We start from the raw sequence: 19,133 nt of genomic DNA, 5'->3' as shown, positions 1-19,133 counted from the left end.
TTCGCCAATAAAACGAATCCGAGCAAAAAACAATCGCAAATAAAAGGTGCAAAACGTTAATTTTCTAGGGAATACTGGACTTATAATCGTGTTTTAGCTAGTATCAATACTAGAATGTTTAACTGAAGGAGAAAATCATGTCTGAAACTCAACAAATTATTGCACAACTACAACCGTTCCTGCAGCAGGCTTGGGAGAAGGCTGGATTCGAGACGATGACTTCTGTCCAGACAACCGCCATTCCTCTCATAATAGAAGGAAAAGATGTTGTCGGAGAATCACCGACTGGTACTGGTAAAACTTTGGCGTACCTGCTTCCTGTTTTAAATAAAATCGACCCTAAAATGCAGAATACACAGGCTGTCATCCTGGCTTCTTCACAGGAGCTTGTCATGCAGATCCTGTCCGAAATACAGAAATGGGGAGAAGGCAGCGGCATCAAATCGGCAAGCCTGATCGGCGGTGCGAACTTGAAGCGTCAGATCGACAAGCTGAAAAAGAGCCCGCACATCATCGTCGGTACTCCAGGGCGGACGAATGAACTGATCAAGCAAAAGAAGCTGAAAATGCATAAGGTCCAAACAGTCGTCCTCGATGAAGGTGATCAGCTTCTTACCCCGGAGCATAATGAAACGGTAAAAAGCATTGTCAAATCGACTCTTGCTGATCAAAGACAGCTTCTGCTATTTTCAGCAACTCTTCCAGAGACTGTTGAAAAATCGATCAAGAGATTGGCGAAGGACCCAGAGATCATCAATGTCAAAAAGGATGAAACGATCGATGCTGCAAAAGTTGAGCATATTTATTTCCTCAGCGAGCAGCGTGACAAAATTAAAATTCTTGAGAAGATTGCCCGTCTGGATGGAACGAAGTCACTTGTTTTTATCAAGGACATTCCAAACCTGATCATCGCCGCTGAAAAATTGAAGTTCAAGGACCTCCACGTTGGCCAGCTGCACAGTGAGCTCAACAAGCAAGATCGTCAGCGATACTTGAACAAGTTCCGTGATGGCAACAGCGAAATGCTGCTTGTGACTGAAGTCGCAGCTCGTGGCTTGGATATCAAAGGTGTCACTCACGTTGTCCACTATGACTTGCCAAGGGAGCATGATCAATATATCCACCGCTCCGGACGTACAGGCCGTTTTGGCGCAGAGGGAACGGTCATCTCAATCGTCAACGAACGTGAAGAACGTGATTTGAAAAGGTTCTGCAACGCCCTTAATATCACGCCAGTACAAAAAGAGTTTTACGGCGGAAAAATTGTCGACCCTGAATAACAACTATCGAAGCTATAGGATCAATTCCTATAGCTTTTTTACTGTGAATAAAGGAGTTTTCCTTAAGGCATCAGAATATATATTCCGTAGTTTATTTTTGATGGCTCTGTTAAAGGGTATTTTTTTTGAAAGGAATTGTTGAACGTGAAAAATCCACATTTGGATACATTGATGCAAGAGTGGTTGCCGGAAGCGACGATTGATGAGATGCAAGAGAAAATGGAGAAGGGTGAGCTGTCCTCTCATGATCTTGTCCTCATGTACCAGGCCCGTATTTCGGCTTTTGATAAAACAATCAATTCAGTACTTGAGTTGAACCCCGATGCACTGCAGATCGCAGCTTCACTGGATGCAGAACGAAAACTGAAGGGTGCCAGGGGTCCATTGCACGGCATTCCGGTTCTGGTAAAAGATAATATTGATACAAATGATAAAATGCATACAAGTGCTGGATCGCTCGCATTGAAGGACTCTTTTGCCCAGAAGGATTCCTTTGTTGCAGCCAAGCTAAGGGAGGCTGGCGCTGTCATTCTTGGCAAAACAAACATGACAGAGTGGGCGAATTTCATGGCGAATAACATGAAAAGCGGCTACAGTTCGCGCGGAGGCCAGGTGCTGAATCCGTATGGTCCTGGAAACTTCGATGTTGGGGGATCAAGTGCCGGTTCTGGTGCGGCGATTGCGGCTAATCTGGCTGCCGTAGCAGTCGGAACCGAAACGGATGGCTCTATTTTGAACCCAGCTTCGCAGAATTCATTGGTAGGCATCAAGCCGACAGTCGGCCTTGTCAGCCGCAGCGGCATCATTCCGATTGCCCACACTCAGGATACCGCCGGCCCGATGGCGAGAAGTGTGAAGGACGCGGTTTATCTTTTAGAAGCGATTGCTGGACACGATCCGCAAGACCCGGCAACGATGGTCAGTTTACCACAATTCAATCATGACTCTCTTTTCGATGAAAAAGCATTAAATGGAGCGAAAATTGCTGTTGTAAGAGAAGAGTATATTGGCAAGTGGACTCAGGAACAGGAGCAAATTTTTCAAAAAGCGGTTGAAAAATTGAAAGAGCTAGGCGCGCAAGTAGTTGAAGCAGCGATACCAGCAGCGAAGGCGACCTGGGGTTATAAGGTTTTGAGCTATGAATTCAAAGCGGACCTGAATGCTTATCTGAACGGTCTGGCACCGAATGTACCGGTCAGGACACTTGCTGACGTGATTGCTTTCAATAACGAGCATGGCGATGAAATGCTGAAGTACGGTCAGGAAGTGCTCCTCGAATCGGAAAAAACAAGCGGGACCCTGACCGAGGCTGAGTACCTCGAAGAACTTGAATACAATCTTTATATGGCAAGGGAGCAGGGGATTGACTATGCATTGAAAGAATATGGTGCTGATGCGGTGCTTTTCCCGATGGATGGATCGACAATCGGATCAAAAGCAGGATACCCATCCGTTACGGTTCCAACTGCTTTTACAGAAAGTGGAGAGCCGGTCGGCATCACTTTCACGGGCACTGCCTTCAGCGAACCATTGCTGATCAAACTCGCCTATGCATACGAGCAGGCAACGAGAGTGCGCCAGGCACCTGAACTTGGAATAAACGCTGAGGAAAAAACTCATACTACTTCATGAATCCATCAAAAGGAGCGAGGTAGAATGGGCAAACAAAAGCTAGGCAACGGGAACGCCCAGCGCAACAACAACAAGAAAAAGGGCAACAACACTCCTGAAGAACTTGTCGAATTCACAACTGGCCAGAAAGAAAAGAAATTCAACAATCCGATTGATTAACAGCAAAGTGCCCCGGCGATTCTTCGCCAGGGCACTTTTTACATTAAAAATGATAAAATTACTGCAAATTTTGGTGGAAATACTAACAATTGCATGAGAAACAAGCGTAGACAAAGACTTATCAAGAACTTATTGGCGAAAAAATAAATTATGCGACCACATTTGAAGATAATTCGACCACATTTCGAAATATATTGGCGGATTTTTGATTATTTCGACCACTTTTTAAGATATATCGACCACTTTTAAGGATATATCGACCACATTTCAGGTTTTATCGACCAACCGCTCATCCATCATGTTTAATCAATGCCCGCCGCTCTTATCAAAGTTGCTTCCGGAAACATCAGCGACATTTTCAATCGCGACTAAAGCATTTGGATCAATATCATCGACAACGGAGCGCAGTGTGGACAATTCAATCCGGCTGACGATGGTGTAGATGATTTTTTTAGGCTCGCTTGAAAAAACGCCTTGGCCCTGTATGTAGGTCATGCCTCTGCCTAATTGCTTCAGCAAGGCTTCGGCGATTTCTTCAGGAACATCGGAAATGATCGTGACGGATTTTAGCTCTTCCATGCCCTCGACGACGACATCGATCATTTTGAAGGCGATGAAATAGGTGATGATAGAGTACATGGCTGTTTCCCAGCTGAACACGAGCAAGGCGGCTAAAATGAAGATGAATAAGTTCATGATCATGACGATTTGTCCGACAGAGACGGTGCGCTTTTTGCTGACAAGTATCGCGATGATTTCCGTTCCGTCCAGTGCTCCGCCTGCCCGGATGACCAAACCGACACCTGTACCCAGGATAACTGCGCCGATGATAGTCGCTAGAAATAAATCATCTGTCACAGGGGCAAAATGGTGTAAATAAGCGGTCGCGGCGGATAAAATGATGACGCCATACAAAGTGCGAAGCGTGAATTTCAAACCCATCCTCCGATATCCGATATACAGGAATGGGAGGTTGAAAACAATCAGGAAAATACTCATCGAGATGTTCGTCAGTTCCGCTGCAATGATGGATAGCCCGATGACCCCTCCATCAAGAATTGCGTTAGGAACCAGGAACAGGTCGAGCCCAAAAGCCGCGATAATCGCCCCGATTGTGATGGTCACAAGCTGTGTGACCTCTATAACTATTCTCTTTTTCTTCGTTGCTGCCACTGAATATCAATCCCTTTTCTATAAAAATAACATCTGTGAATTAGTAATGTATGTACTATACTTATTGTATCAAACATAATGTTCATCTGGAATTTTTACATTATATATCCATGATTAGTAAAAGTACTAAATGGGGTAAGGAGAAAGGGAAGTTATTTGAAATTACGGAGGGGCTATCTTGGTTAATAATACTCAGAATAAACATAGATTCAATCATCAGTCAGGTTCAAAAAAACAGGCTGGTAAAAATAAAAAGTCATATATTCGTACAAATCCTAAGCAGCAAGTGTCAGATGAAAACAGACTGAAGCGAGTCGATGAAAAGGAACAAAAGCACCCTGGTAAAAAAGACAACGAAAGTGCGGATTCATCCAATACAGCTGGAAAAGGAAACGGCAACTCGCCGTCAAAAGTAAAACCAGACAACAAGCAGATTAGACGCGGGAAGAGTTCCTCATCTGAAGAACAATTAAAAAGTGGTAATGGTAACTCATCCTCCAATCAATCCAAAAGTAAAAATGGTAATGGGAAACCATCTTCTCAACAATCCAATAATGGGAATGGGAAAAAGCGAGGCAATGATGATGGAAGGAATCCCGAATCAGGCACCAATGCTTCTGAGGAGCATGAGGTAAAACATAAGGAGCAATCCGGAAAGTTCGAGACAGCTTTTAACAGGATTCATAAAGCGTTGAAGGAAATGGTGAAGGGAACGGACAGTGATGCGTTTGTCGAACTGCTGTATTCAGGCTATAAAAATCATTCATTAGTGCGTAAATATAAAAGTGAGCTTCATCAGTTTGCGAAGCTTCGCAATGCGATTGTCCATGAGCGGGTGAACGCGGATTATTATATCGCCGAGCCTCATATCGAAGTGGTTGAACGGATCGAGGAGATATGCAGGGAGTTCGAGAAGCCGCAGACAGCGTTATCGATCGCGACCAGCCCTGTGTTTTATTATTATGAAGATGCGTATCTTAAAGATGTTCTAAAGGTGATCAATAAGTTTGATTTCACAAGATTCCCTGTCTATGACAAGGATGATAAATATATTGCCCTGCTGACTTCAACGGAAATCATCCAGTGGATGGCGAAGCATTTTTCAGATAGCGTCGTGCATTTTGAGGACGTGAGGGTCAAGGAGCTACTGACGAAGGGGAAAAATTACTTTGTGACCTTTGTCGATGAGGATGCATCTTTGTATCATATTGAAGAGTTATTCGAGCGTTACCATACAAGAGGAAAAAAACTGCAGGCCGTCATCATCACGGAAACCGGTGACCGCCACGGGAAGCCAATTGGCGTGATCACGCCTTGGGACTTGCTTGACAGCGATCCGGAAGATTGAGTTTGTGCGATCTGTCATATACGTAAGACGAACGGTACCTAGGTATGAACTGTCAAGTGTGTATCACGAACGGTGCCGAGGTATGAACTGTCAAGTGTGTATCACGAACGGTGCCTCCGAAGTATGAACTGTCATTTATGTATTACGAACGGTACCGAAAGGATGAACCCTCATTGACGGAAAGCCGGAGAGGCTGGTATACTTCAGCTATTAAAAAACTATTTTTAAACCCGAAATAACTCTTATCCAGAGCGGCGGAGGGACAGGCCCTTTGAAGCCCGGCAACCTTATTTTTTTACGATGAAAGGTGCTGAGTTCTGAAGATTGCAGTCTGAAGATAAGAGAGGCTGATTGAACTGTAACCTCTCCTTATTGGAGAGGTTTTTTTATGATTGTTTTTACCATACGACTACGAATTCTAAAAGCAGGTGACAAGATGGCTAAAAAGTTTGAAACAGAAGTATTGCATTCAGTACATACGAAGCAACAGGGAATTAAAAGCAAGGCTACCCCGATATATCAGACGTCGGCTTTTACTTTCGATGACCTTGATGAGCTGGAGGGCTTTTATCAGGGAGAAGGGAATTATTTGTATTCCAGGGTTGGCAATCCGAATACGGATGAACTGGGTCAAGCCGTAGCAGCGCTTGAGTATGCAGAAGATGGAGTGGCGGCTTCTTCAGGGCTGGCTGGGATTTTAGCGGGTGTTCTGGCAGTTGTGAAAAATGGCGACCATATCGTGGCGGCTGATGATGTTTATGGCGGAAGTTTTCATATGCTGAAGGCTGAATTGGAACGCTTTGGAATCGAGACGACCTTTGTAGCGTTTGCGGATTTGCAAAATGTAGAACAGGCGATCCGACCGAATACGAAGCTTCTATATACTGAGTCCATCACAAATCCGCTTCTTCGTGTGGAAAAATTGGTAGAGGTCATCGCGCTTGCCAAGAAAAGAGATCTGATTGTTTTGGTGGATAATACATTTGCAACGCCGCTTCATGTTCGCCCGTTCACACTAGGAGCTGACCTGGTTGTCCACAGCGCGACTAAATACATTGGCGGCCATAGTGATGTCACATCAGGTGTCGTTGTTGGCAAGAAGGAGCTGATTGCAGAAGCACGTGCGAGGATCGTGAACCTCGGTGCGAACCTCAGTCCGTTTGAAGCGTGGCTTACATGCAGGGGGTTGAAGACTCTGGCGTTAAGAATGAAAACTCAATCAGAGAATGCCAGGATGCTGGCTGATAGTCTGAATGAAAATAAGAATGTCGCAAAGGTTTATTATCCATTTACTGAAGGTGAAAAGGGATTCGGCGCCATCGTAAGTATTGAACTCGCAGAACAGGTGGATGCAGATCAATTTTTCAAATCGCTTGGTTGGATTAAAATTGTGCCAACACTTGCAGGAGTCGAAACAACGGTCTCCCATCCACTGAAAACTTCCCATCGCGCGCTGCCGCCAGAGGCACAGGCAGAGCTTGGAATCACGTATCGACTAGTCAGGATTTCAGTTGGAATCGAAAATAGCGAGGATATCATTCAGCAATTTGAAGCAGCACTGTCTGCGGCTGTGGAAAAATAATCTGGAAGTAAATGAGCTACTTTGCACTGTTGCTTTTTAACTAAATGTAGATTTCAAAGAAAAAAATGTCCCATTTTATCGTTCGACATAAGGTTTACGCCTCTTGTATGCGGGTATTTTTAAAGGGACTACTCGTCTAAAGGAGGCTTTTATTATGTTTGAACATGAAAAACATCTTGTAGGAGTATATGATAACGAGCAAGACGCAATCCAGGCTGTTGAGGACCTGAAAAGACAGGGATACTCAACTGATGACATCTCTGTTATCAGTAAGAACGAAGATGAGATTCACGATGTCAATGAAGCAACCGGTACAAAGACTGAGGAAGGTCTGGCTGCAGGTGCAGCAACAGGAGGCGTATTAGGCGGCCTTACTGGATTATTGGCAGGCATCGGTGCGCTAGCGATTCCTGGAATTGGTCCAATCGTAGCTGCGGGCCCAATCGCTGCGACACTTACAGGTGCAGCAGTAGGCGCAGGTGCAGGCGGATTAGCCGGAGCACTGATCGGAATGGGCATTCCGGAAGATGAAGCGGAACGTTACGAAGGCTATGTAAAAGAAGGTAAGATTCTTGTAGTTGTCGAGCGTGACGAAAACAGAGTCGGCCTGAATGATAATGCTACAGCGGTTGATGGCACAAGGAATGTAGACCCAGTCGATGCACCACTGACTTCGGACAACCCTGCCAACACTCGTTTTGATAACACACGCGACTTTTAACTTTTAAAACCATGCCATTGTAAGAAGGCTGCCAGTTCATCCTGGCAGCCTTTTGGCATTCTACAACCTACTCTTCTCGCTTGCTATCCAACAAATCAACCCGGCTCACATCATCGTAATTAAAAGCAGATCTGATAAAAAACATTAACGTACCGCCCATTAAACCGAGACAAATGACAAAACCAATGGTCATCACCCAAAGATAGCCCATACTTTGCATTCCTCCCTTGAATAAACTATATGCAACGTTCTTGTGATGTTTTCTTATGAAAAATTAATAAAGTATAATTTCTTGGGTTTTTCTCATCCTATCAGGTGAGGAGGATTGAATATGTTCAAGAAAATACTTTTAGCTCTTTTATTGATGGTAATGGCTCTTCCAACCATTTCGTCCGCACAGCAGGTCCACACAGTACAGCCGGGTGATACTCTATGGAAAATATCAGTCAGGTACCAGATTGGCCTTTCTGAAATCATTTCCGCCAACCCGCAGTTTAAAAATCCAAATTTGATTTATCCTGGACAGAAGGTGAATATCCCTACTATAAGAGCAACAAAGAGTATTGAAAGCCAGGTAATCCAGCTGACGAATCAGGAGCGAGCCAAGAATGGCCTGAAACCGCTAGCTGCTGACTGGCAGCTTTCCAGGGTTGCACGATATAAATCTGCTGATATGAGAGACAAAAATTATTTCTCCCATACAAGCCCAACATACGGCAGCCCGTTTATGATGATGAAGAATTTTGGCGTCAACTATCGCAGTGCTGGAGAGAACATTGCTGCCGGCCAGCGTACAGCGAATGAAGTAGTCCAATCATGGATGAATAGCCCCGGCCACCGCAAGAATATCCTTAGTCCTACATACACACATATCGGTGTTGGACATGCAACGGGCGGTAATTATGGACACTATTGGACGCAAATGTTCATCGCAAAATAAATAATCCAAATGGAAATAACCCGGTTCATGGAGACCGGGTTATTTTTTTGTTGCTGCGGTTGAATCCCATAGACCGGTACGCAGCTAAGCCTCAGGTCCTACTCCAAAATCAAGCTCAGGCACGTTATTGAATTTTAGCCAGAAAGGTAAGATGTAATCATAAGAGATAAGGAGGAATTGAACATGAAAAAATTTGGTTTACTGGTTGCCGGTTTCATTGCTGCCATGGTGCTGATTTCAAACCTTGGCCCGCTCGTCGGACTTGGGGTCAGCTTGCTGGTGCTCTACTTCGTCGTCAAACAATTTTTAAAGACAGATTCAACTGCCGCAAAAGTCGGCTGGGGAATCGCGGGCTTCATCATCCTGATGGCGACAGCTTCAAACGTACCAGCCATCTTGGCAATCGCAGCTGCTTATGTCCTGTACCTTGTATACAAGAACTGGGATAAGAAAGAAAATGTGATTCGCGAAGACAACGACCCTTTCGTCAACTTCGAAAAGCAATGGGCACAATTGAATAACAAATAACAAATAAATCCACAAAAATAAAATGAATGTACTTCAATTTGAAAACTATCTAGCTCCAGCGCCTAGCCCCTCGAGTCGCTTCGGTCCGCCCAATGAAGTCAAAGAACGACTTCACTGGTCGGCCCTCCAGCGCTTGTCGGGGCTGACCAAGGCGCTTGCGCTTATCAAAAAAGGAGAGATATTAAATGGCAAATCTATTAACAAGAATCAAAAACACGGTAATGGCAGATCTTCACGAGGCTCTTGACCAGAAGGAAAAGAAAAATCCAATCGCGCTGCTGAATCAGTATCTTCGTGAATGTGAAAATGAAACAGAAAAGGTCAGAAAGCTTCTTGAGCGCCAAGGGCAGTTGAAGGAACAGTTTGCCCGCGAACATCAGCAAGCACTTGAAATGGCTGAAAAAAGGAAGTATCAATCAGAGGTGGCAATGAGAGCTGGTGAAAATGATCTCCAGGAGTTTGCTCAGCAGGAGCAGGCGCAGTATGAGGAGCGTGCAGCCAGACTGAAGGAAGCCATGGAAAATGGTGTGAAACAACAGCTCGAGCTCGAGCGGAAATATGAAGAGATGAAGCATAAATTGAAAGATATGCACATCCGACGTCTTGAATTGATGGGCCGCGAGAATGTAACAAGAGCCCATCATCGAATGGATCAGGTATTGGATAACGGTGCGTACTCCGATAAAGCCTACTCAAGATTCACAGAGATGGAAACCTATCTCGACCAGCTGGAGGAGAAAGTGAACAGCACTTACAACCGCAATACAATCGACAGCAGGATTGCCCAGCTCGAAAAAGAGTTCAAAAATAAAGAAACACATACTATTTAATAGGCAAAACATGGTATTCTATAAAGGCGCAGGCAGCTGCGCCTTTTAGGATATCACCTCGAAAAGACTTCATAATAAAAATCCTCTATCAAGTATTCCATTTTTAAAAAGCTAGAGGAAGGGAGGAAACAGCATGTTGAACAACATGAAAAATGATTATGTCAGCTGGATTGTGATTACTGGACTTATATTGCTATTGCTCGAAGTTTCATTTTTTAACGAAGGACTGATTTTCTCCCTCCTGGCAAGCGGAGCGATGATTTACTTCGGCCGCTCATTAATGCCGAAAAAATCGGGAAAGTTCTTATTTTGGGCAGGTTTGTTCTTTTTCCTGAGCAGCGTCTTCAGCATGATGACGTTCCGATTTTTCTTATTGGCCGTCCTGATTTACCTTGCCTATCAATTTGCACAGTCGAAAAAGAAGCCTGAAGTGATCACACCAGTTTTACAGGAGCCTGAAATAGAGAACCGGAAGGAAATGCTGATTGAAAAGACTCCTCTTTTTAAAAATCGTTTGTTTGGGCATCAGGAAACACCGTCACATGTATATGAGTGGAATGATGTCAATATCCAGACGGGGATTGGCGACAGTGTGATCGACCTGAGCCTGACAGTTCTGCCAAAGGGAGAAACCGTCATCTTTATCCGAAATATCATAGGCAATGTCAAATTGTATGTGCCATATGATTTAGAAGTAACCCTCCGTCATTCATCAGTGATTGGCTCTGCTGAAGTATTCGAGCATGAGGAAGGAAGGGCACTGAACCAGAATTTATATGTGCAGACTCCAGGCTATGAAGAGGCAGAGCAAAAAGTGAAAATTTTCACCTCTATGCTTGTTGGTAATATCGAGGTGAAACGCATATGACGACTGCCATGCGCCAAATCTTATGGGGATTAACACTCGGTATTATTTTATTCATCGCGGTGACTTTGTCTTTTGTACTCGTTTTTCCGGTCGCGAAGCTTTCTGATTTGTGGAACCGGGAACTGATGGATATCCCGTTCATCATTTTCACCTTCAGCATTAGCGTCGTGCTGGGCGTTGCTTTTGGTATGGCATCAGGGACATATTGGCGAAAGCAATTCAGAACAGTCGACAACTGGCTTTTTCAGCTGGAGGAAGGACAGGAACCTGAAATTGAACTCAATCAGGCATACGCGGAAATCTCCTCTATATCGAAAAGAGTCAGCAAGCTTCATAAGCAGATTTCTGAAAAAGCGATGCTGTCACAGCGCCTTGCGACTGAAAAAGCAGAGGAACAAGAGTCGCGGATTCAGGAAATCATTTCGCAAGAGCGCAATAGGCTGGCACGCGAACTGCATGATTCTGTCAGCCAGCAGCTTTTTGCAGCCTCGATGCTGATGTCCGCGATCAATGAAACGAAAGCACCTTCCGAGAATGAGCGTGAGACAAAGCAGCTGAAGATGGTCGAGGAAATGATCCATCAGTCGCAGCTTGAAATGAGGGCGCTCCTTCTGCACCTGCGGCCAGTCGCTTTGAAAGGGAAAAGCCTGCAGGAAGGAATCGAAGAACTATTAATCGAATTAAGACAGAAAGTCACCATGAATATCAAGTGGAAGGTGGAGCCATTCCCATTGGATAAAGGGGTCGAGGACCATCTATTCCGCATCCTCCAGGAGTCTGTCTCGAATACGCTTCGCCATGGTAAGGCAGAAGAGTTGGAAGTATTGTTGATCAAGCGCGATGATAAAGTAATCATGCGAGTTGTCGATGATGGTATCGGTTTTAATGTAGAAGAAGCAAAAGCAGGATCATATGGCCTCCAGAATATGCACGAGCGTGCCGGGGAAATCGGCGGGACATTGAAGATTGTCAGTGTAGAAAATAAAGGGACCAGGCTTGAGGTTAAGGTTCCAATTTTAATGGTGGCGGGTGAGAAGAATGATTAAAGTTGTATTTGTGGATGACCATGAAATGGTGCGGATTGGCGTTTCGTCGTATTTATCAGCCCAGCCTGATATTGAAGTGATCGGCGAGGCGGATAATGGCAAGACAGGTGTCGAGATGGTTCTTGAGTTGCGGCCGGATATCGTACTGATGGATCTGGTCATGAAAGAGATGGATGGAATCGAGGCGACAAAGCAGATCATCGAGCAGTGGCCTGAAGCGAGAATCATCATTGTAACGAGCTTCCTTGATGATGAAAAGGTATATCCTGCGCTTGAAGCTGGGGCGACGAGTTATATGCTGAAAACCTCGAAAGCCAGTGAAATAGCAGATGCGGTAAGAGTTACATACTCTGGTCAGCCAGTGCTCGAACCGGAAGTGACAGGCAAGATGATGATGAAAATGCGCCAGAAGAATAATGTTGAACTGCACGAAGAGTTGACAGAGCGAGAGATGGAAGTTTTGAAGCTAATTGCTGAGGGAAAAACGAACCAGGAAATTGCTGACGAACTATTCATCGCCCTGAAAACCGTGAAAACGCATGTCAGCAATATACTAAGTAAGCTTCAGGTGCAGGACCGCACCCAGGCAGTCATATATGCTTTCAGGCATTCAATCGTAAAATAACAGGGGGAGGTTTTCTGCATGGAGCCGTTTTTTGGTTTGTTTGGATTGGTAGGTATTCTGTTGTCGATCGGATTGCCAATCGTCCTTATTGTGCTATATGTCATGCTTGTAACGAGCACGAAACGACAGGAAGCATTGTTGACTGAGATTCTTGCTGAGTTGAGAAGAAAGGATCATTTTGATTCATAAAACAAAAAAGAGGCCAATGGCCCCCGGTCAAACTAGTTCGCTTTTTTGTCGATTACATCTAATTTCATAAGCATTTCGCTTAAGGCTATGGATATGACTTCCCGCTCTTCAAACTCATTTGGATAATGGGAAGCGCAATTTATATAGTTATGCTTTTCAGCTAACTTTTCTTTAATCTTTTTACACATCCAGAGCTGGTAATCAGAAAGTTCCAGTTGTTTAAGCATTTGTCACCCACTCCTTCATTAGTTATCCATTACCCGCGGGTCAAGCCTGCTTAAACGCTTTATTCACAAGATTATCAGTATGGCAAAAATTGATAAAAGCCTATTGTGGCGGTACTGAAAAAGATTCAATCAAACGTTTGATTAACAGGGATAAATTATCGTATCAGGAAAAACTTGCTAAAATAGAATGATGGTTGTAAAATAAAACTAATTATTATTGAACGGAGGTGAGAAGAGATGATCCAGACTGTTTTTGTACGCGGATTTTGGAATGAATTCCTATATTTTTGTCGTGCAAAATTTGCGATTGCAGCTGCCAACGGGATACGTATGCCCCTTTTTAACAGCTCAATATCAAATACAAACGGTAGGATCATCTCTTTTCCCGCTTAATTGCAAGCTACGGTGAATGGGGAGGGCTCTTTGCCCTCCTTTTCTATTCATGCAAGTTGCACAAGCCAGGAGCAGAGCCAGCTGCCCCTGGCTTTTTTGTGGTTGGCTCTGTTAAAGCAAATGTTATGTTCAGTCCTGTTGATTGTAGTGGAAGGCGCGAAGACTCCTGCGGGATGAGCGAGTCATGGGGAGACCCCGCAGGCGCCTAAAGCGCCGAGGAGGCTTCCCGACTGCCCGCGGAAAGCGAAGCGCCTGGAACGAAAATCAACAGTCGAGTTTAACAGAGCCTTGTGCTTAAAAACAACCGGGGTGCATTAGCTGAAAAGGGGGATCGTTAATAGGAGGAAATTATCATGATAGCATGCAGCATTAACCATATAAGCAAAATGTACGGAGGCAATCTGATTTTTGAGGATTTGTCTTTTGAAATAAACGAGAAGGACCGGGTGGGTCTGGTAGGACCAAATGGATGCGGCAAGACAACGCTGATGAAGCTGATTGCCGGCATAGAGGAAACTGACCAGGGAAAGATTCACTGGAAGAAAGGCTTGAAAATCGGCTACCTTGCCCAAATTCCGAATTATGAGGAAGGAATGACAGCCAGGGATGTTCTAAAAACGGCCTTTGACGAGTTGCTGGCTGTTCAGGCTGAGATGAAGCAGCTTGAAAATGAAATGGCAGAAGCGGGTGAAGATTCGCGTAAGCTTGAAAAACTGCTGGCCAAATACGGTGTTCTTCAGGAGAAGTTTTCTCTCGGTGGAGGTTATGAAATGGACGCCAATATTGACCGCATAGCTAATGGCTTGAACATAGAGGGCATGCTTGACTCAAACTTCAACAGTCTTAGCGGCGGCGAGAAAACAAAGGTAGGTTTGGGGTTGAGCTTGTTGCGAAATCCAGAATTGCTGCTTCTCGATGAACCAACCAACCATCTTGATATTATGGCAGCCGAGTGGCTGGCTGAGTTTCTGAAGGAATACGATGGTACGGTAGTGATTATTTCGCATGACCGTTATTTCCTTGACGAGACAGCGACAAAAATCCTTGACCTGGAGGATGGCGAGATTGATCTCTATCATGCCAATTACTCAGGTTTCATCAAGGAAAAAGAAGCTAAATTACTGCGTGAATTCCAGGCGTTTGAGGAACAGCAAAAGAAAATCAAGAAAATGAAAGAGGCAATCAAGCGTCTGCGCGACTGGGCGAATAGAGCGAACCCGCCAAGTGCTGCCCTCCATAAAAGGGCTACGAATATGGAAAGGGCGCTTGCCAGGATGGAAAAGCTGGACCGTCCGATTTTAAACAGGAAGAAAATGAATTTCGAACTGGAAACAGGAGCACGCAGCGGTAAAGATGTGCTGGTCTTCAAAGATGTTCAGAAATCATTTGGCGGAAGAGAGCTGTTCTCCAAAGTCAATCTCCAGCTTCATTATCAGGATTGTGCAGCGATAGTCGGTGAAAATGGTTCAGGCAAGACGACGCTGCTGAAGTTCATTCAGGATGACCTTGCCCCAGACCAGGGTGAAGTCCGAAAAGGCAGCAATGTTAAAATTGGCTACCTATCACAGCATATGGAGCTATCGAGCCAGGATGGGACAGTGCTTGATGCCTTCCGGAACGAGGTGGTCATGAATGAGGGAGAGGCCAGGAATGTTCTTGCAGGATTCCTGTTCTACGGACCATCTGTTTTCAAAAAAGTTACTCAGCTGAGCGGTGGCGAACGAATGAGGCTGCGCCTTGCCCAGCTGATGCACCAGGATCTTAACTTCCTGATTCTAGATGAGCCGACGAACCATCTCGATATCGATTCACGAGAAGTACTTGAGAGTGCGCTGGAAGGTTTCGAAGGCACTCTCCTGGCAGTCTCGCATGACCGCTATTTCTTGAATAAGCTGTTTGATAAGATTTACTGGCTGGAGAGCGGAGAGCTCACGGAAATCGAAGGAAATTACGATCGTGCCAGAGTGAAGATGACAGAGAAACGGAAGCACTCCGAGACTGCGGCTCCAGCTCCAGAGCGAACTGTAAAGCCTGCAATTCGACAGGAAAAAGTTGAAGAGCCTGTAGCTGATCCTAAAGAGGAAGCTCTGTTCGAAGAAATCGAAATTCATGAACAATCCATTGCCGCGCTCGATCAGCAAATGTCCGCAATGACTGACCTCGCATTGCTCCAGGAGCTCCATGCGAAGAAAGAAGCATTAGAATCAAAACGGAATCAACTGTACTCAAAGCTTGAGGAGATATCATAAAAACAAATTGAAGAACTGCTTATTAGGCAGTTCTTCCTTTATTTTACTGGAAAAAATACACCGGATTTTCCAACTCGCTATAAAAATTGAAAACTCGCTATATAAAAGAAAAAGTCGCTATAAAAATTGAAAACTCGCTATAAAAATGAAAAACTCGCTATAAAAAGAAAATCCATCTATACAACAATTGAGAATTCAATATAAAACTGAAAATCTCGATTATAACGATTAGAATAACTCAATAAAAATGAAAACTCACTATAAAGAGAAATCTTGCTGCACAACAACTAGAATATCAATATAAAAAGAAAATCCCGCTTTAAAATTCCACTCCCCAAATGATGAAGGAGTCTCACCAAACACCTCAAAATTTACCCTTACATATTGTCCGGACTTGTCTCATATGTTTATAGGAGTAAATGAGTCGGATTGGGAGAGAAGCTATGAATACTTTTTTAAAAGGGATGTCGATCCTTGTGGTTGCTACTTTTCTTGGAGAGGTGGTGGAGTTCCTCGTCAATATGATTCTGGCAAGGGAGCTCGGGGAAAGCGGGATGGGGCATTACATGACGATATTGCCGACGATTTTCTTGATCATGATGCTTGCGAGCTTTGAGCTGCCGGTATCGATTTCCAAGATGATTGCGGAGAAGGATGAGTCGTACCACCGGAGCATGATCAGCCATGCCATCAGGCTGGCAGTGGTATTCACTACGGTTTTGCTGATTGCGGCGGCGATAGTGCTTCCGATCATTCCAGTGTTCAATGATTACCATCCTTTGCTCAAATGGGTCGTGCTGTCGCTTATCCCCGTGATGACGATCACCGCGATTGCCAGGGGATTTTTCATGGGAAAACAGGATATGGGGAAAATCGCGATATCCCATTTTGTGAGAAGAGCTGTCCAGCTCATCCTGCTTTCAGCTCTTTTTCAGTTCTTTGAGTTTGGAAGCGAAACGGCTCTCCTTGTTGCTTTTTGCACACTGGCCGGCAGTGAACTCGTTGTCTTCCTATATCTATTACACTACTTCATCATGTCCTATCAAAGCATCAAACGTGTGCCAGGTAAGCATGTTAGCGGGCTGGAGGTAAGGAAGAGTCTGGTGGAAGTGTCCGTGCCGACGACAGGATTGAGGATTTTTCATTCACTGACGCATGCCGTCCAGCCATTTCTGATAAAATTTGCGATTGTCAGTGCAGGGTTAACTACTGAAATGGCGACAGAACAATTCGGGATGATGGCGGGAATCGCGATGACGATTGGATTTTTTCCGGCCTTCATTGCTCATTCATTCCTAATCATCCTGATTCCAACTGTGTCAAAGGCCTATGCAGAAAAAGAATTCTTCAAGCTGCAAAAATTGCTGCAGCAGGTGATGCTTTTGACATTGCTTTATGGATTGCCGGCGGTCACGGCCTTTTATTTTCTGGCCGAGCCATTGACAATGACCTTTTTCCATTCAAAACAAGCGGCCGTCTTTTTGCAGCTGCTTGCGCCATACTTTCTGTTTCACTATTTCACCATCCCAATGCAGGCTTATTTAATCGGCCTCGGTTTGGTGAAGGACGCTTTTATCCATTCCGTCTATGCAACGATTGTTACCTTTGCGCTGATCTATTTGGTTGGCTCAAGGCCCGAATGGGGGATGGAAGGGGTCATCGTCGGCATGAATACAGGCAGTATGGTGATCCTGATGCTGCATTACCTTACCATTTGCAAGAAAATCGGCATCACCTGGTTTGCTAAAAGCCCCATCAAAGATTCGCGGTATTAAGAGGAATACAAGGACTTTTGCAGAATTAATTAAACAGATCAATTTTTCAGGAGTGATGGTGTGGAAAAAGTTTTGCGAGGGCACCATCTCCTCTGTGTGCATGGTTTCAGGGGGATGGGCTACAGTCCAGAGTTTGTGAAGAAGATGGAAAGCATCGTTAAGGATATACGTGACCCGGAGCAGGATTTTTACATAAAAGTAGTTGCTGCATTCGATGATGCATGCATGTCCTGTCCACATAGGGGCCTTGAGATTTGTGAGGCGAGTGAGGGATCCAATGAGCATGTTTTATCGATGGATGGGAAAGTCATCCGCCATTTGGGGCTCGTGCCTGGGGAGCGTTACCTTAAGTCTGAGTTGGTAAATTGGACGGCAGAAAAGGTTGAACCAAATGACCTGGATGAGCTTTGCAAGAACTGTTCCTGGCTGCAATATGGAGTATGCAAGGAAGGGATTGCGGAGCTTCGCGAGAGTAAGAATTGCCTGACTCGTGGTTGATACCATCAACCATCGGGTCAGGCATTTTTGAATTTTTCTTCAATCTGGGGGTTATTTCCGTAGACAATCAGTTTGTCACCAGGCTCAATTTTTGTATCATAAGCTTGGTTGCGGATATTGATTTCCCCTCTTTTTATGAATAGAAGAATGATATCATCCTTTTTTTTCACAATTTCCTCGAATGTCTTATCTGTAAAAAGAGAGTCTTCACTTATCACAATCTCTCTAACCTCATCTTCTTCATCCATAAGAAGTACATCGCTAATTGGCAGGTCTGCCAGCTCATAGTTTTCTTTTAACTCACTTTTCATTTTCCCTGACATCATGTGTTGAACAGCTGGTGCCCTTAAGATTAGTAACAAGACTAATAGCCCTCCGGCAATATAGGCGATTTCCATAGTATAAAAATTATCGGTTAAAAGATTGCTGATGGCTGAAATGATCACCGCAAGCGAGAATGCTCCAAAAAGGATCAAAAATGCACCCAGCCGTCTCCTGACAGGATGGTCAATGATCAATTCGGATTCTCCTGTAGTAAAGCCTGTGCCGGTTAGCATGGAAATGACCTGGAACCGGGCGATTTTACGTTCCAGGCCAGTTGCAACAAATATCGATGTGTTAATCTCGATTACCGTAAACACAATGAACAGGTAGATGAATATAAAAAGAATACCCATTATCTGCATCCCTCCTCTCACTTCTAGTATTGATTGTGAAGACATGAATTAAACAAAAAATAGACCGGGGAAGCCATTCCCCGGACATGGTTATCGTTGTTCTTGAAGATTCTCGTTGTAGTAGTTGACTCCGTACATTGCGCCTTCGCTGACCATTTTGTTGTCTTCAACGTCCAATGGGTCAGGATTTCCGGCTTTTTGTACTGGAATCACATCGGTTTTCGATGGCATGACCTTTTCTTTTACCTGTGTTGCCATCTCGGTAAGTTTCGCTTTATTTTCTGGTTTCATGGCCATCCATAATGCAGCGGCTCCTACTCCCAACATGACTGCGTTTTTAGTTTTGGTTTGCATCATTAAAACCTCCTAAGTGTTTTCACCTTTGTTATTGCT

The 19,133-nt window shown here is 44.5% G+C and carries 22 protein-coding genes and 1 riboswitch; of the genes, 17 read left to right on the top strand and 5 right to left on the bottom strand.

What is annotated here, in order from left to right:
- Window positions 1-137 precede the first annotated feature (137 nt).
- The 3 genes from AB5I83_RS12220 (at window position 138) to AB5I83_RS12210 (ending at window position 3,071) form a co-directional block, all read left to right on the top strand.
- Window positions 138-1,280, top strand: a complete 1,143-nt coding sequence (locus AB5I83_RS12220) for a DEAD/DEAH box helicase (RefSeq protein WP_448975690.1) — start codon at window positions 138-140, stop codon at window positions 1,278-1,280.
- Between the two features lie 144 nt (window positions 1,281-1,424).
- The gene (locus tag AB5I83_RS12215) at window positions 1,425-2,912 is read left to right on the top strand and encodes an amidase family protein (protein WP_448975688.1); all 1,488 of its coding nucleotides are present in this window, start codon (window positions 1,425-1,427) and stop codon (window positions 2,910-2,912) included.
- Between the two features lie 24 nt (window positions 2,913-2,936).
- Window positions 2,937-3,071, top strand: a complete 135-nt coding sequence (locus AB5I83_RS12210) for a hypothetical protein (protein WP_260983522.1) — start codon at window positions 2,937-2,939, stop codon at window positions 3,069-3,071.
- Between the two features lie 306 nt (window positions 3,072-3,377).
- Here the strand turns inward: AB5I83_RS12210 and AB5I83_RS12205 are convergent, their stop codons facing one another.
- The gene (locus AB5I83_RS12205) at window positions 3,378-4,244 is read right to left on the bottom strand and encodes a YitT family protein (protein ID WP_448975686.1); all 867 of its coding nucleotides are present in this window, start codon (window positions 4,242-4,244) and stop codon (window positions 3,378-3,380) included.
- A 178-nt stretch (window positions 4,245-4,422) separates the two neighbouring features.
- Between AB5I83_RS12205 and AB5I83_RS12200 the strand changes: the two genes are divergently transcribed.
- From AB5I83_RS12200 to AB5I83_RS12190, 3 genes are all read left to right on the top strand, one after another.
- The gene (locus AB5I83_RS12200; RefSeq protein ID WP_448975684.1) at window positions 4,423-5,592 is read left to right on the top strand and encodes a CBS domain-containing protein; all 1,170 of its coding nucleotides are present in this window, start codon (window positions 4,423-4,425) and stop codon (window positions 5,590-5,592) included.
- A 239-nt stretch (window positions 5,593-5,831) separates the two neighbouring features.
- A riboswitch (SAM riboswitch) is annotated at window positions 5,832-5,936 on the top strand.
- Between the two features lie 92 nt (window positions 5,937-6,028).
- Window positions 6,029-7,174, top strand: coding sequence for a trans-sulfuration enzyme family protein (locus tag AB5I83_RS12195; RefSeq protein WP_448975683.1), 1,146 nt, complete (start codon window positions 6,029-6,031; stop codon window positions 7,172-7,174).
- A 154-nt stretch (window positions 7,175-7,328) separates the two neighbouring features.
- On the top strand, window positions 7,329-7,895 hold the full coding sequence (locus tag AB5I83_RS12190; protein WP_448975681.1) for a general stress protein: 567 nt from the start codon (window positions 7,329-7,331) through the stop codon (window positions 7,893-7,895).
- Window positions 7,896-7,962: 67 nt separating this feature from the next.
- On the opposite strand, the gene AB5I83_RS12185 is transcribed toward AB5I83_RS12190, so the two are convergent.
- Window positions 7,963-8,106, bottom strand: coding sequence for a hypothetical protein (locus AB5I83_RS12185; protein WP_226086902.1), 144 nt, complete (start codon window positions 8,104-8,106; stop codon window positions 7,963-7,965).
- Window positions 8,107-8,226: 120 nt separating this feature from the next.
- Here AB5I83_RS12185 and safA point away from each other — a divergent pair, with 120 nt between their 5' ends.
- The 7 genes from safA (at window position 8,227) to AB5I83_RS12150 (ending at window position 12,921) form a co-directional block, all read left to right on the top strand.
- A complete protein-coding gene (safA, locus tag AB5I83_RS12180) occupies window positions 8,227-8,835 on the top strand; it encodes a SafA/ExsA family spore coat assembly protein (protein ID WP_448975679.1) in 609 nt (202 codons plus the stop codon).
- Between the two features lie 183 nt (window positions 8,836-9,018).
- A complete protein-coding gene (locus tag AB5I83_RS12175) occupies window positions 9,019-9,363 on the top strand; it encodes a lmo0954 family membrane protein (protein ID WP_448975677.1) in 345 nt (114 codons plus the stop codon).
- Window positions 9,364-9,548: 185 nt separating this feature from the next.
- Entirely contained in the window at window positions 9,549-10,193 is a 645-nt protein-coding gene (locus AB5I83_RS12170) for a PspA/IM30 family protein (protein ID WP_448975676.1), read from the top strand.
- Window positions 10,194-10,326: 133 nt separating this feature from the next.
- Complete coding sequence (liaF, locus tag AB5I83_RS12165; protein WP_448975674.1) at window positions 10,327-11,061, top strand: cell wall-active antibiotics response protein LiaF; 735 nt, start codon at window positions 10,327-10,329, stop codon at window positions 11,059-11,061.
- Window positions 11,058-12,107 carry a sensor histidine kinase gene (locus tag AB5I83_RS12160; protein WP_448975672.1) on the top strand — a complete coding sequence of 350 codons (1,050 nt, stop codon included), beginning with the start codon at window positions 11,058-11,060 and terminating at the stop codon, window positions 12,105-12,107. Before liaF ends, AB5I83_RS12160 begins: the two co-directional genes overlap by 4 nt.
- Window positions 12,100-12,732, top strand: coding sequence for a response regulator transcription factor (locus AB5I83_RS12155; protein ID WP_167833880.1), 633 nt, complete (start codon window positions 12,100-12,102; stop codon window positions 12,730-12,732). Before AB5I83_RS12160 ends, AB5I83_RS12155 begins: the two co-directional genes overlap by 8 nt.
- Before the next feature lie 18 nt (window positions 12,733-12,750).
- The gene (locus AB5I83_RS12150) at window positions 12,751-12,921 is read left to right on the top strand and encodes a hypothetical protein (protein WP_448975670.1); all 171 of its coding nucleotides are present in this window, start codon (window positions 12,751-12,753) and stop codon (window positions 12,919-12,921) included.
- 32 nt (window positions 12,922-12,953) lie between these two features.
- Here the strand turns inward: AB5I83_RS12150 and AB5I83_RS12145 are convergent, their stop codons facing one another.
- Window positions 12,954-13,148 carry a hypothetical protein gene (locus AB5I83_RS12145; RefSeq protein WP_448975668.1) on the bottom strand — a complete coding sequence of 65 codons (195 nt, stop codon included), beginning with the start codon at window positions 13,146-13,148 and terminating at the stop codon, window positions 12,954-12,956.
- A gap of 237 nt (window positions 13,149-13,385) precedes the next feature.
- On the opposite strand from AB5I83_RS12145, the gene AB5I83_RS12140 reads away from it, so the two are divergent.
- The 4 genes from AB5I83_RS12140 to AB5I83_RS12125 all read left to right on the top strand — a co-directional run bounded on the left by AB5I83_RS12140 (window position 13,386) and on the right by AB5I83_RS12125 (window position 18,063).
- Window positions 13,386-13,541 carry an RAxF-45 family protein gene (locus AB5I83_RS12140; RefSeq protein ID WP_448975666.1) on the top strand — a complete coding sequence of 52 codons (156 nt, stop codon included), beginning with the start codon at window positions 13,386-13,388 and terminating at the stop codon, window positions 13,539-13,541.
- A gap of 353 nt (window positions 13,542-13,894) precedes the next feature.
- Window positions 13,895-15,790 (top strand): ribosomal protection-like ABC-F family protein, encoded by a 1,896-nt coding sequence (abc-f, locus tag AB5I83_RS12135; protein WP_448975664.1) that lies wholly within the window; start codon window positions 13,895-13,897, stop codon window positions 15,788-15,790.
- Between the two features lie 443 nt (window positions 15,791-16,233).
- Complete coding sequence (locus tag AB5I83_RS12130; RefSeq protein ID WP_448975662.1) at window positions 16,234-17,565, top strand: polysaccharide biosynthesis protein; 1,332 nt, start codon at window positions 16,234-16,236, stop codon at window positions 17,563-17,565.
- Window positions 17,566-17,679: 114 nt separating this feature from the next.
- On the top strand, window positions 17,680-18,063 hold the full coding sequence (locus AB5I83_RS12125) for a DUF1284 domain-containing protein (RefSeq protein WP_448975982.1): 384 nt from the start codon (window positions 17,680-17,682) through the stop codon (window positions 18,061-18,063).
- A gap of 17 nt (window positions 18,064-18,080) precedes the next feature.
- Here AB5I83_RS12125 and AB5I83_RS12120 read toward each other — a convergent pair whose 3' ends face one another.
- Both AB5I83_RS12120 and AB5I83_RS12115 read right to left on the bottom strand, forming a co-directional pair.
- On the bottom strand, window positions 18,081-18,740 hold the full coding sequence (locus AB5I83_RS12120) for a TrkA C-terminal domain-containing protein (RefSeq protein ID WP_448975660.1): 660 nt from the start codon (window positions 18,738-18,740) through the stop codon (window positions 18,081-18,083).
- Window positions 18,741-18,830: 90 nt separating this feature from the next.
- Entirely contained in the window at window positions 18,831-19,097 is a 267-nt protein-coding gene (locus AB5I83_RS12115; RefSeq protein ID WP_226086910.1) for a hypothetical protein, read from the bottom strand.
- Between the last annotated feature and the right edge of the window lie 36 nt (window positions 19,098-19,133).

The sequence above is a fragment of the Mesobacillus sp. LC4 genome (genome assembly GCF_053543455.1).
The sequence above is the reverse complement of the archived record's forward strand: the minus strand, read 5'-3'. Positions and strand labels throughout refer to the sequence as shown.